Origin of the sequence: Pseudomonas sp. GM55, assembly GCF_000282395.1 — a bacterium.
Taxonomy (GTDB): domain Bacteria; phylum Pseudomonadota; class Gammaproteobacteria; order Pseudomonadales; family Pseudomonadaceae; genus Aquipseudomonas; species Aquipseudomonas fluorescens_CC.
Genome location: NZ_AKJJ01000051.1, coordinates 19,343 through 32,855, shown reverse-complemented (window position 1 = coordinate 32,855; position 13,513 = coordinate 19,343). Strand labels below are relative to the sequence as shown.

General features: G+C 60.7%; 11 protein-coding genes. 8 read left to right on the top strand and 3 right to left on the bottom strand.

Annotated elements, in window-relative coordinates:
- The first annotated feature begins 17 nt into the window (after window positions 1-17).
- The 7 genes from mreC to tldD all read left to right on the top strand — a co-directional run bounded on the left by mreC (window position 18) and on the right by tldD (window position 10,175).
- A complete protein-coding gene (gene mreC / locus PMI31_RS14060; protein ID WP_081500309.1) occupies window positions 18-1,154 on the top strand; it encodes a rod shape-determining protein MreC in 1,137 nt (378 codons plus the stop codon).
- A complete protein-coding gene (mreD, locus tag PMI31_RS14055) occupies window positions 1,154-1,645 on the top strand; it encodes a rod shape-determining protein MreD (protein WP_007970244.1) in 492 nt (163 codons plus the stop codon). Before mreC ends, mreD begins: the two co-directional genes overlap by 1 nt.
- A gap of 32 nt (window positions 1,646-1,677) precedes the next feature.
- Entirely contained in the window at window positions 1,678-2,286 is a 609-nt protein-coding gene (locus PMI31_RS14050; RefSeq protein WP_008018727.1) for a Maf family protein, read from the top strand.
- A gap of 45 nt (window positions 2,287-2,331) precedes the next feature.
- On the top strand, window positions 2,332-3,789 hold the full coding sequence (gene rng / locus PMI31_RS14045) for a ribonuclease G (protein WP_008018726.1): 1,458 nt from the start codon (window positions 2,332-2,334) through the stop codon (window positions 3,787-3,789).
- Between the two features lie 75 nt (window positions 3,790-3,864).
- A complete protein-coding gene (locus tag PMI31_RS14040) occupies window positions 3,865-7,668 on the top strand; it encodes a YhdP family protein (protein WP_008018725.1) in 3,804 nt (1,267 codons plus the stop codon).
- A 197-nt stretch (window positions 7,669-7,865) separates the two neighbouring features.
- Window positions 7,866-8,720, top strand: a complete 855-nt coding sequence (locus PMI31_RS14035) for a carbon-nitrogen hydrolase family protein (RefSeq protein WP_008018724.1) — start codon at window positions 7,866-7,868, stop codon at window positions 8,718-8,720.
- 12 nt (window positions 8,721-8,732) lie between these two features.
- A complete protein-coding gene (gene tldD, locus PMI31_RS14030) occupies window positions 8,733-10,175 on the top strand; it encodes a metalloprotease TldD (protein ID WP_008018723.1) in 1,443 nt (480 codons plus the stop codon).
- 60 nt (window positions 10,176-10,235) lie between these two features.
- On the opposite strand, the gene yjgA is transcribed toward tldD, so the two are convergent.
- Window positions 10,236-10,760 (bottom strand): ribosome biogenesis factor YjgA, encoded by a 525-nt coding sequence (gene yjgA / locus PMI31_RS14025; protein ID WP_008018722.1) that lies wholly within the window; start codon window positions 10,758-10,760, stop codon window positions 10,236-10,238.
- Between the two features lie 108 nt (window positions 10,761-10,868).
- Between yjgA and pmbA the strand changes: the two genes are divergently transcribed.
- Window positions 10,869-12,215, top strand: a complete 1,347-nt coding sequence (pmbA, locus tag PMI31_RS14020) for a metalloprotease PmbA (RefSeq protein ID WP_008018721.1) — start codon at window positions 10,869-10,871, stop codon at window positions 12,213-12,215.
- Window positions 12,216-12,364: 149 nt separating this feature from the next.
- Here the strand turns inward: pmbA and PMI31_RS14015 are convergent, their stop codons facing one another.
- Window positions 12,365-12,640 (bottom strand): HPr family phosphocarrier protein, encoded by a 276-nt coding sequence (locus tag PMI31_RS14015; RefSeq protein ID WP_008018720.1) that lies wholly within the window; start codon window positions 12,638-12,640, stop codon window positions 12,365-12,367.
- Between the two features lie 15 nt (window positions 12,641-12,655).
- On the bottom strand, window positions 12,656-13,513 hold the full coding sequence (rapZ, locus tag PMI31_RS14010) for an RNase adapter RapZ (RefSeq protein WP_008018719.1): 858 nt from the start codon (window positions 13,511-13,513) through the stop codon (window positions 12,656-12,658).

The following is a 13,513-nucleotide window of genomic DNA, read 5'->3' as shown; positions in this document are numbered from 1 at the left end:
CCTGGGAGGAGCGGCTTATTAAACCGCTTTTCACCAAGGGCCCTTCACTGGGCGTGCGCCTGTTGGTGCTGGTCGTGCTATCGGTCGCGCTGATGGTGGTCGATGCCCGTTTCAGTCTGCTCAAGCCTGCACGCAGCCAGATGTCGCTGGTGCTGATGGACGCCTACTGGATCACCGACCTGCCCGGACGACTGTGGGAAGGCGTTGCCAGTCAGTTTGGCAGCCGGACCGAACTCGTCGCCGAAAACGAAAAACTCAAGACTGAAAACCTGCTGTTGCAGGGGCGCATGCAGAAGCTTGCCGCCCTGACCGAGCAGAACGTTCGGCTGCGCGAGTTGCTCAACTCTTCGGCGCTGGTCAACGAGAAAGTCGAAGTGGCCGAGTTGATCGGCATGGACCCCAACCCCTTTACCCATCGCATCATCATCAATAAAGGTGAGCGCGACGGCGTGGTCCTCGGTCAGCCGGTGCTCGATGCCCGTGGCCTGATGGGCCAGGTGGTGGAGTTGATGCCCTATACCTCTCGCGTCCTGCTGTTGACCGATACCACCCACAGCATTCCGGTGCAGGTGAACCGTAACGGTTTGCGGGCGATTGCCAGCGGCACCGGCAATCCGGAGCGTCTCGAGTTGCGTCATGTGGCCGATACTGCCGACATCAAGGAAGGCGATTTGCTGGTCAGCTCCGGCCTCGGGCAACGTTTCCCGGCCGGTTATCCGGTGGCGACGGTCAAGGAAGTGATTCACGATTCCGGCCAGCCGTTTGCCATTGTCCGCGCCATCCCGACCGCCGCCTTGAACCGCAGCCGTTACCTGCTGCTGGTGTTCAGCGACAACCGTACGGCCGAAGAGCGCGCCAACGACGCCGCCCAGGCCCAGGAAAACCTGGACGCACAGGGTGGTGGCCCGATCATTCCGGCGACAGTTCCGAAGCTGGTCAACCCCGCAGCACCCGCAGCACCGGCTGCCGCTCCGGTGGCTCCTGCCACGGCGGCGCCTGCGGCCACTGCGCCAGCCAAGCCAACCACCAAGCCAGCCAAGCCTGCGGCCACGCATCCTGCGGCGGCTAAACCGCCGGCGGCGCAACCCGCTGCCGCGAAGCCTGCCGCCAAACCGCCAGTCGCCGCGCCGGCCACTCCAGTGGGGAGAGAATAATGGGCGGTGTAAAAGCATCCCGAAACGGCTGGATAGTCTGGCTGACGTTCGCCGTCGGTCTGCTGCTGAGCGTTTCACCCCTGCCGCAATTCATGGAAATCCTGCGCCCGCTGTGGCTGGCCTTGTTGCTGGCATTCTGGGCGTTGAACCTGCCGCAGACAGTCGGGATGGTGACGGCGTTTTGCCTGGGCCTGGCCGAGGACGTGCTGTACGGCACGCTCCTGGGGCAGAACGCCTTGATCCTGACCCTCATCACCTATTTGGTACTGGCGCTGCAGCAACGTCTGCGCATGTTCCCGATGTGGCAGCAGAGCCTGGTGATCCTGGTGATCTTCGGCCTGGCCCAGCTTGTACAACTATGGCTCAGTGCCTTGACCGGCAATCGTCAGCCGACGCTGGCGCTGGTGCTGCCGGCACTGGTCAGTGCATTGCTCTGGCCCTGGATCAGTTTCGGTTTGCGCGGATTGCGTCGACGTTACAAAATCAATTGATTCGGTCAGGCATTAGACAGGGAGAGGTCTTGATGAAACGGTTGTACCTCGCCTCTGGCTCGCCGCGTCGACGTGAACTGCTTACGCAGATCGGCGTTCCATTCTCCGCCGTCAGTGCGGACATCGATGAAGCCCCTTTACCTCAAGAATCCCCTTCGGCCTACGTCGAGCGCCTGGCGCGCGGCAAAGCCGAAGCGGGGCGCAGCGCTGTCGTGTCCGATGGCCCGTTCTGTGTGCTCGGCGCCGATACCGCGGTGGTACTCGACGGAAAAATTCTCGGCAAACCGGTTGATCAAGCGGATGCGTGTTCCATGCTGATGATGTTGTCAGGGTGTGAGCATGAGGTCCTGACCGCGATTGCCGTGCTCGATGGCGAACGTTGCGAGTCCCGGGTTGTCACCAGTCGGGTGCGTTTTCGTGATATCAGTCGAGAAGAAGCCGCCGCCTATTGGGCTAGCAGCGAACCAAGGGACAAGGCGGGCGGTTATGGCATTCAAGGACTGGGTGCGGTGTTTGTCGCCGGGCTCAATGGAAGTTATTCAGCGGTGGTCGGACTACCGCTTTGCGAAACCGCGGAACTGCTCGGCCATTTCGGCATACCCTGTTGGCAAACCCGGAACGCACACCAAGCAACGTTCTGAACAGATGCGGCCATTATCGTGAACATGCCTGAACGAGACCCTGCCATGAGTGAAGAGATCCTGATCAACATCACGCCGATGGAGTCGCGCGTGGCGGTGGTCGAAAACGGTGTCCTGCAAGAGGTCCACGTCGAGCGTACGCAAAAGCGCGGGATCGTCGGCAACATCTATAAAGGCAAAGTCGTGCGGGTATTGCCGGGGATGCAGGCGGCATTCGTCGATATCGGCCTGGATCGTGCCGCGTTCATTCATGCATCGGAAATATCCCTGCGCGAAGGCCCGGCGGTCGAGAGCATCAGTGCCCTGGTGCACGAAGGCCAGAGCCTGGTGGTGCAAGTGACCAAGGACCCGATCGGTTCCAAAGGCGCACGCCTGACCACCCAGTTGTCGATCCCTTCGCGTTACCTGGTGTACATGCCACGCACGGCCCATGTCGGCATTTCCCTGAAGATCGAAGACGAAGCCGAGCGCGAACGTCTCAAGCAAGTGGTCACTGATTGCGTGGCCAAGGAAGGGATCAAGGAAGCTGGTGGTTTCATCCTGCGCACGGCAGCCGAAGGTGCCGGCGCCGATGAAATCCTCATGGACATCCGTTACCTGCGCCGTCTCTGGGATCAGATTAACGCCCAGATCAAAACCATCAGCGCGCCCAGCGTGATATACGAAGACCTCGGTTTGGCGCTACGCACCCTGCGTGACCTGGTGAGCCCGAAAATCGAGAAGATCCGCATCGACTCCCGGGAAACCTTCCAGAAAACCACACAATTCGTCGCCGAATTGATGCCCGAGATCGCCGACCGTCTGGAGCATTACCCGGGCGAGCGGCCGATTTTCGACCTGTATGGCGTCGAAGACGAAATCCAGAAGGCCCTCGAGCGCAAGGTCCCGCTCAAGTCTGGCGGTTATCTGGTGGTCGACCCGGCGGAAGCCATGAGCACCATCGACGTCAACACCGGGGCGTTCGTCGGCCATCGCAACCTCGAAGAAACCATCTTCAAGACCAACCTCGAAGCCGCGACGGCCATCGCCCGTCAATTGCGCCTGCGTAACCTCGGCGGAATCATCATCATCGACTTCATCGACATGGAAGATGAAGAACACCAGCGCCAGGTATTGCGCACGCTCGAAAAGCAACTGGAGCGCGATCACGCCAAGACCAACATCATCGGTATCACCGAACTGGGCCTGGTGCAGATGACCCGCAAGCGTACCCGCGAAAGCCTTGAGCAAGTGTTGTGCGAGCCATGCAACGCCTGTCAGGGGCGCGGCAAGCTCAAGACACCGGAAACCGTTTGCTACGAAATCTTCCGTGAAATCCTGCGTGAGGCTCGCGCCTATCAGGCGGAAGGCTATCGTGTATTGGCGAACCAGAAAGTGGTGGACCGCCTGCTCGACGAAGAGTCGGGCAACGTCGCCGAGCTGGAAGGGTTTATCGGGCGCACCATCCGCTTCCAGGTCGAAACCATGTATTCCCAGGAACAATACGACGTGGTGCTGCTCTGAAGCGTATCGTTTTGATTGTTCAAGAATGGCTGGCCTCAGCTTTTTGCAAATTTTTTGCCATAGGGGCCATCTGACATGGACCGTCTGACACGCATTTTGGCCGCACTGACCCGCTGGGGTCTGGGCCTGTGCGCGTTGGTTTTGGTGTTGATGGCGCTCTACGTCAGCCTCGGCCGGGAGCTGACGCCGTTAGTCGCCGAGTACCGTGCCGACATCGAAACCAAAGCCAGCGATGCCTTGGGCATGCCATTGCAGATCGGTGAACTCGAAGGCAGCTGGAGTGGATTTGCCCCCATATTGATGGCCCGCGACGTGACGGTTGGCGAGGGTGCCAATGCCTTGCACCTGGATCAGGTGCGCGCGGTGCCGGACCTTTGGGGCAGCCTGCTGGCACGCCAGGTACGCATCGCTCATCTGGAGCTCAGCGGCCTGAAGATCAGCGTCAAGGAGGGCGACGACGGTCAATGGGCTCTGGAAGGTTTGCCGGTGCAACAGGATCAACCCACCGATCCGGAACAATTGCTCAATCGTATGCAGATGATTCAGCAACTGTCGGTGCTTGACAGCCAGGTGACCTTGCAGCCGTTTGCACATTCGCCACTGAACCTGACTTATGTCGGCCTTAATCTGAAAACCGGGGCATCGCGCCAGCGGCTCGACGCCAGACTGACTCTGCCTGACGGGCAACCGGTGGCCATGAGCCTGCGTACCCGCATTAGTGCCAGCCAATGGAAGGACGGTGAAGCCGAGGTCTACCTGAGCCTGCCGCAAAGCGACTGGTCGAAGTGGTTGCCCGAGCGAGTGACCCAAGAGTGGAGTTTTCCCGAGATCAAGGCCGGTGGCGAACTGTGGGCGACCTGGGGCAAAGGCGCCCTGCAAAGCGCCGCAGTGCGCTTGAACGCGCCACAAATCAAGGGCGCCTACGCCGACCGCAAGCCGATCCAGATCAATAACCTGGCGCTCAATGGTTACTTCCAGCGCAGCGCCGAAAGCGTGTCAGTGACTCTGGATTCCCTGGCGATGAACCTCGGCGAGACCCGCTGGGAAACGCACTTGCAGCTCAAGCAAAGCGCAGCCACCGATAAAACCGAAGAGCTCTGGCACCTGCAAGCCGACCGGGTTGATCTCACTCCGCTTACCCCGTTGCTCAACGCCATGGCACCGTTGCCGGAAGGTTTTGCCAAGGTCGTCGAGCGGCTGAAAGTCACGGGTGGATTACGTAACGTGCTGGTCGACTTGCGCCCGAATGCCACCGATGACAGCAAGTTCGGGTTTGCCGCCAACCTCGACCAGGTGGGCTTCGATGCCTATCACGGTGCGCCGGCGGCCCGAAATGTCAGCGGCAGCATCAGCGGTGACCTGGGACACGGCGAACTGCGCATGGACAGCAAGGATTTCATGCTGCACCTGGACCCGATTTTCGCCAAGCCATGGCAGTACATTCAGGCCAATGCGCGGCTGACCTGGAAGCTCGATAAAGAAGGTTTCACCCTGATTGCGCCGTATCTGAAAGTGCTGGGCGAGGAAGGCAAGATCGCCGGCGACTTCTTGATTCGCCTGCATTTCGATCACACCCAGGAAGACTACATGGACCTGCGGGTCGGCCTGGTGGACGGTGACGGTCGCTACACCGCCAAGTACTTGCCGGCGGTTCTCAGCCCGGCGCTGGATGAATGGCTGCGCACCGCGATTCTCAAGGGCGCGGTGGATCAAGGCTTCTTCCAGTATCAAGGTTCGCTCAGCCACGGTGCCGCAGACGTGGATCGCAGCATCAGCCTGTACTTCAAGGTTCACGATGCCGAACTGGCCTTCCAGCCGGGCTGGCCCCATGTCAGCAAGGTCAGCGGCGATGTGTTCGTCGAAGACAGCGGCGTGCGGATTCTGGCCAGCAAGGGCCAATTGCTCGACACCCAGGTCAACGATGTTTACGTCAACATTCCCCATGTACCTGCCGGGCAGAACGTTCATTTGTTCCTCGAAGGCGGATTTGCCGGCGGTTTGGGTGATGGCCTGAAAATCCTCCAGGAAGCGCCGATCGGCACCGGGGCAACCTTTGCCGGCTGGGAAGGCGAGGGCGACCTGCAAGGCAAGTTGAACCTGGACATTCCACTGACAAAAGGCGAGGAGCCGAAGATCCTCGTCGATTTCAAGACCGCCAAGGCACGTTTGAAACTGGCCGAGCCTGTATTGGAACTCACCCAGCTCAAAGGTGACTTCCGTTTCGACAGTGCCAAAGGCCTGAGCGGGCAGAACATCAGCGCAAGGGCATTCGAAAGGCCGGTTACCGCACAGATTTTTGCTGATGGCAGTCCGGGTAAACTCAATACCCGGGTGACCGCGTCGGGCCAGGTCGAGGTCAAGAAACTGACCGATTGGCTGAAGGTGACCCAGCCTCTGCCGACGAGTGGCGTGATTCCTTATCAACTGCAACTGACCCTCAACGGCGCCGACAGCCAATTGCTGGTCAATTCCAGCCTCAAGGGCGTGGCCGTCGATTTGCCTGCTCCGTTCGGCATGACCGCCGATACCGGGCGCGACACGAAGTTCCGTATGACCTTGCAGGGCGACGAACGGCGCTATTGGGTCAACTACGGGGATCTGGCGAGCTTCACGTTCGCGGCCCCGGCCAGCAATTTCGCCGACGGTCGCGGGGAATTGTCCCTCGGTGTCGGCGAGGCGGTATTGCCTGACACCAAAGGCCTGCGGGTACGGGGCGTACTGTCGGAGCTGGACGTTGGCCCGTGGAAGGATCTGGTGGATAAATACGCCGGACAGGACCCCGGCGGCAGCGCCAGGCAATTGCTCAGCGGCGCGGATTTCAAGGTGGGCAAGCTCAGCGGTATCGGCACCACACTCGATCAGGCCTCGATCCAGCTGACGCGCAAGGCTTCCGCCTGGGCGCTGCAACTCGACAGCCAGCAGATCAAGGGTAACGCCAGCCTGCCCGATACGAACGCGGTGCCGATCACGATCAATCTGCAAACCGTGCGCCTGCCCGCACCGGACCCGGCCGTGCTGGCTGATGAAAACTCACCGGATCCGCTGGCGTCGGTAGACCCGACGAAAATCCCGGCGATGGACATCACCATCAATCAGTTGTTCCAGGGCAAGGATCTGGTGGGCGGCTGGTCACTGAAAATTCGTCCGACGGACAAGGGCATCGTGTTCAATTCGCTGGACCTGGGGCTCAAGGGCATTTTGCTGGTGGGCAGCGGTGGTTGGGAAGGCGTGCCTGGCGCCAGCTCAAGCTGGTACAAGGGACGCATCAGCGGCAAGAACCTCGCCGATGTGCTCAAGAACTGGGGGTATGCACCTAGCGTCACCAGCCAGGACTTTTATATGGATGTCGATGGCCGCTGGCCCGGATCGCCGGCCTGGGTGGCGACCAAGCGTTTCTCCGGCTCGCTCGATGCGACGCTCAATCAGGGCCAGTTCGTCGAGGTCGAAGGCAGTGCCCAGGCGCTACGGGTATTTGGTTTACTCAACTTCAACTCCATCGGCCGTCGCTTGCGCCTGGACTTCTCCGACCTGTTCGGCAAAGGCCTGAGTTATGACCGGGTCAAGGGACTGCTGGTTGGGACGAACGGAGTGTATGTCACCCGCGAGCCGATCCGGCTGACGGGGCCGTCGAGCACCATCGAACTCGACGGCACCCTGAACATGGTGGCCGATCAGATCGATGCGAAACTGTTGGTGACCTTGCCGGTGACCAATAACCTGCCGATCGCTGCACTGATCGTCGGTGCACCTGCGGTCGGTGGGGCACTGTTCCTGATCGACAAGCTGATCGGTGACCGGGTCGCCCGTTTCGCCAGTGTGAAATACACCGTCAACGGGCCGTGGAAAGAACCGAAAATCACCTTCGACAAGCCTTTTTGAAAAGCCATCCTTCGGGCCTATGGAGTAGCATGATCATTGCGGCTCGCCCCTTGTAGGAGCGAGCTCGCTCGCGATGAGTTTGGACGCGACGCGTTTTTTCAGACAGCCTGCGTCATCGTTCACGTCCATCGTCGGAGCGCCGCCCGGAGCAAGCTCGCTCCTACAAGGTCTGTGTTGATTTCAATAAGGAAAAGGTCATGTCTGTCGCGGTGATTCAAATGGTCAGCCAGAGCGATGTGCTGGCCAATCTGGCCCAGGCCCGTCGGCTGCTTGAACAAGCGGCTGCTGGCGGTGCGAAACTGGCGGTATTGCCGGAAAACTTCGCCGCCATGGGCCGTCGCGACATTGCCGACATCGGGCGCGCCGAAGCACTGGGCGAAGGCCCGATTCTGCCCTGGTTGAAACAGACCGCACGCGACCTCAAGTTATGGATAGTGGCCGGCACATTGCCGTTGCCGCCGGTGGATCAACCGACGGCCAAAGTGCATGCCTGTTCGTTGCTGGTCGACGACCAGGGCGAAACGGTGGCGCGCTACGACAAGCTGCACCTGTTCGACGTCGACGTGGCGGACAATCGTGGCCGTTATCGTGAATCCGATGACTATGCTTATGGCAACGGGGTGGTCGTGGCGGACACACCGGTCGGCCGGGTCGGCCTGACGGTCTGCTATGACCTGCGCTTTCCAGAGCTCTACAGCGAATTGCGTGCTGCCGGAGCGGAACTGATTACCGCGCCGTCGGCCTTTACCGCCGTGACCGGCGCTGCGCACTGGGACGTGCTGATTCGCGCGCGAGCCATCGAAACCCAGTGTTATGTGCTCGCGGCTGCCCAAGGTGGGACGCATCCGGGGCAGCGGGAAACCTGGGGGCATGCGGCAATAGTCGACCCATGGGGGCGTGTGCTGGCACAACAGGATCAAGGCGAGGCCGTGCTGCTGGCCGAACGCGACAGCAACGAACAGGCGTCCATCCGGGCGCGGATGCCGGTGTCCAGTCACCGGCGCTTTTTCTCGCAGGGCGCCCAGCGACCTGCATCAGAACGACGAATTTAAGGCGTAAAGCATATGAGCGAGTTGTTGTCCTCAGTCAGTGAACACCTGTTGGCGCCCGGTGGCGTCACGATCGAGAGCCTGCAAGGCGTACTCGGCGATCTGGCCGGGCCGGGCATCGATGCGGCCGACCTGTATTTCCAGGGGCAAATCTCCGAGTCCTGGGCGCTGGAAGACGGCATCGTCAAAGAAGGCAGCTTCAATCTTGACCAGGGTGTGGGCGTGCGCGCGCAATCGGGTGAAAAAACCGGTTTTGCCTACAGCAATGCCATCACCCTGGAAGCCCTTGGCGCGGCGGCGCGGGCCGCCCGTTCGATTTCCCGGGCCGGACAGCACGGCACCGTACAGGCGTTCACCAGCCAGGATGTCGCGCAGTTGTATGCGCCGGACAATCCCCTGGAAGTACTGACCCGTGCCGAGAAAGTCGATTTGCTCAAGCGAATCGACGCCGCGACCCGCGCCCTCGACCCTCGCATCCAGCAAGTCACCGTGAGCATGGCCGGTGTCTGGGAGCGGATTCTGGTGGCTTCCACCGACGGCGGTCTGGCGGCGGATGTGCGCCCGCTGGTGCGTTTCAACGTCAGCGTGATCGTCGAGCAGAATGGCCGTCGCGAACGCGGCGGTCATGGCGGTGGCGGTCGGACCGATTACCGTTATTTCCTCGGCGAAGACCGCGCCATGGGCTATGCCCGTGAAGCGTTGCGCCAGGCGCTGGTCAACCTTGAAGCCATTCCGGCACCGGCCGGTACCTTGCCGGTGGTGCTCGGTTCCGGCTGGTCGGGCGTGCTGCTGCATGAAGCCGTCGGGCATGGCCTGGAGGGCGATTTCAACCGCAAGGGCAGCTCGGCTTATAGCGGGCGCATGGGCGAGATGGTTGCGTCGAAGCTTTGCACCATTGTCGATGACGGCACCCTGGCCGGTCGTCGCGGCTCCTTGAGCGTCGATGACGAAGGCACGCCGACCGAGTGCACCACGCTGATCGAAAACGGCGTACTCAAGGGCTACATGCAGGACAAGCTCAATGCCCGTCTGATGGGTGTGGCACGCACCGGTAACGGCCGTCGCGAGTCTTACGCGCACCTGCCGATGCCGCGCATGACCAATACTTACATGCTCGCCGGCGAAAGCGACCCGGCGGAAATCATCGCCTCGGTGAAACGCGGCATCTACTGCGCCAACCTGGGTGGCGGTCAGGTGGACATCACCAGCGGCAAGTTCGTGTTTTCCACCAGCGAGGCGTACCTGATCGAGGACGGCAAGATCACTGCACCGGTCAAAGGTGCGACGTTGATCGGCAACGGGCCGGAAGCCATGAGCAAGGTGTCGATGGTCGGTAATGATCTGGCGCTGGACAGCGGCGTGGGCACGTGTGGCAAGGATGGGCAGTCGGTGCCGGTGGGTGTCGGCCAGCCAACGCTGAAGATTGATGCGATCACCGTGGGTGGCACGGGCGCGTAAGCGGTTTTTGAAACAGTGAAGCTTCGGGTGAGTTGCAGGGCAACTCACCCGATCAGGGATTCAACGCAGACCGCGTTGAGTCTCGTCCAGCTCACGGATGTACTTGAAGATTTTACGGCTGGAAGCAGGAGGCTTGTTTTGCGCAACCTCATGCTGAGCCTGACGGATCATGGAACGCAGTTGCTGGCGATCGGCGTCAGGGTAGTCGACGACGAATTTTTCCAGAACGGCATCGTCACCGGCAATCAGGCGATCTCGCCAGCGCTCCAGGTTATGGAAACGCTCGTTGTATTGGCGAGTGGAGGCATCGAGTTGATCGAGTAAGACCAGAATGGCGTCAGTGTCCTGATCGCGCATCAGCTTGCCGATGAACTGAAGGTGCCGTTTACGCGCGATGTTCGCGGTGTGCTTGGGCGCATCGGCCAGGGCCCGGCGCAAGGCGTCGGTCAAGGGCAGCTTTGCAACCAAGTCAGGCTTGAGTGTTGTAAGGCGCTCGCCAAGGTCAACCAGAGCATGCAGCTCGCGTTTGACCTGGGATTTGCTTTTTTCTCCCGTATCGAGGGAGTCGTCGTAAGAATCAACCATGGTGGCAGTCCGCTAAGAAACGCCGCCATGATAACCAGTCGGGGGCCGCTTGTCCGGCCCGGTCGCTCGATGACCGTTACCGAAAGCAGAATTTGAGTGGAGAACAGCATGAGTGCAGTTGAAAGCGTCGGCCCACAAGCGTTGCCGGCACTGCAGGAACAAGTCGAGCAGATCATCGCTGAAGCCAGGCGCCAGGGGGCCAGTGCCTGTGAAGTGGCGGTGTCGCTTGAGCAGGGTTTGTCGACTACGGTGCGCCAGCGTGAAGTCGAAACGGTCGAATTCAACCGCGATCAGGGATTTGGCATCACCTTGTATGTCGGCCAGCGCAAAGGCTCGGCCAGCACTTCGGCCAGCGGTCCGGAAGCGATTCGCGAAACGGTCGCCGCTGCACTGGCCATCGCCAAACACACTTCGGAAGACGAGGCCTCGGGCCTTGCGGATGCCGCGCTGATGGCGCGGGATATTCAGGACTTCGACCTCTTCCACCAATGGGACATTACTCCGGAACAAGCCATCGAGCAGGCCCTGGCCTGCGAAGCTGCGGCGTTTGCCGCCGACAGCCGGATCAAGAACGCCGACGGCACCACCCTCAGTACCCATCAGGGTTGCCGCGTCTACGGCAACAGCCACGGATTTATCGGCGGATACGCATCGACTCGTCACAGCTTGAGTTGCGTGATGATCGCCGAAGCGGACGGCCAGATGCAGCGTGATTACTGGTACGACGTGAACCGGCAGGGCAATCTGCTCGCCGACCCGGTCAGCATCGGCCAGCGCGCTGCGCAACGGGCGGCGAGCCGTCTGGGCGCGCGTCCGGTGCCGACTTGCGAGGTGCCGGTGCTGTTTTCCGCAGAGTTGGCCGGGGGCCTGTTCGGCAGTTTCCTGTCGGCGATTTCCGGTGGCAGTCTGTATCGCAAGTCTTCGTTCCTCGAGGGCACTCTCGGTCAGAAGCTGTTTCCGGAGTGGCTGACCATCGACGAGCGTCCGCACCTGATGCGGGCATTGGGTAGTGCTGCGTTCGATGGCGATGGCCTGGCAACCTACGCCAAGCCGTTCGTCGAAAAAGGCGAGCTGGTGTCCTACATCCTCGGCACCTACTCCGGTCGCAAGCTCGGCATGCCGAGCACAGCCAACGCGGGCGGCGTACACAACCTGTTCGTCACCCATGGCGATGAAGACCAGGCGGCCTTGCTGCGGCGCATGGGGCGCGGGCTGTTGGTCACCGAGTTGATGGGCCAGGGGCTGAACATGGTCACCGGTGATTATTCCCGGGGCGCGGCGGGTTACTGGGTCGAGAACGGCGAAATCCAGTTCGCGGTCCAGGAAGTGACCATCGCCGGCAACATGCGCGACATGTTCAAACAGATCGTCGCGGTCGGTAATGATCTCGAACTTCGCAGCAACATCCGCACCGGTTCGGTGTTGATCGAGCGGATGACCGTAGCGGGCAGCTAGCCCTTCCCATGACACAAAAAGGCGCGCCACCCAATGGGTGGTGCGCCTTTTTTATGGTTCTTCACGGAATCCCGGGAAACACAGAAACAAGAATGCCGTTTTGCTTGATGATGGTGATGGATACGGCGCTCGCCACAAAGCCGCGGCGTTTACTCGCCTTCGTCGAAGTAATTGTTGATCAGGGCCACCAGCGCATCCATCGCTTCCTGTTCCTGCTCGCCTTCCGTGCTCAGATGGATTTTGGTGCCCTTGCCGGCGGCGAGCATCATCATGGCCATGATGCTTTTACCATCGACAGTGGATTCTGGGGTGCGTCCCACGCGGATCGTGCAATCCTTGAATTGGCCGGCAACACCAACGAATTTTGCAGACGCCCGGGCATGCAAACCCAGTTTATTGATGATTTCGATTTCCAGAGCAGGCATCGCGATGTGAATCCTTTAGCTGAGGTCGCGGTGGCGAACCTGGACGTTCTTCAGGGATTTTTGCAGTGCCTGCCCCAGGCGCTCGGTCAGGTAGACGGAACGGTGATGTCCGCCAGTGCAGCCAATGGCAATGGTGACGTAGGCGCGGTTGCTGGCGGCAAAACGAGGCAGCCACTTTAGCAGGTATGTGGAAATGTCCTGGAACATCTCCTCGACATCCGGCTGTGCCGCCAGATATTCGGCAACCGGTTGATCGAGCCCGGACTGCTCGCGCAATTCCGGTTTCCAGTAAGGGTTTGGCAGGCAACGCACATCGAACACCAGGTCGGCGTCCACGGGCATGCCGCGTTTGAACCCGAAGGATTCCACCAGGAACGCAGTGCCGGGTTCCGGTTGATTCAACAGGCGCAGTTTGATGGCATCGCGCAGTTGATACAGGTTCAGGCTGGTAGTGTTGATCTTGAGATCGGCGAGGTCGGCAATCGGACCGAGCAGAACGCTCTCGACGCTGATGGCTTCGGCCAGCGAGCGGTTGGCGTTGGTCAGGGGGTGACGCCGACGGGTTTCCGAGAAGCGCTTGAGCAGTGTTTCTTCGTCGGCGTCCAGGTACAGGACATCGCACTGGATGTGGCGGCTGCGGACTTCTTCGAGCAGGTCGGGGAAGCGTGACAGGTGGCTGGGCAGGTTGCGGGCGTCAATGGAAACGGCGACCAGTGGCTGCACCAGCTCGGTATGAATCAGCGCTCGTTCGGCCAGTTCCGGCAGCAGGCCGGCCGGCAAATTGTCGATGCAGTAGTACCCGTTGTCCTCAAGGACGTCGAGGGCGGTGCTTTTACCTGAGCCGGAGCGGCCACTGACGATGATCAAGCGCAT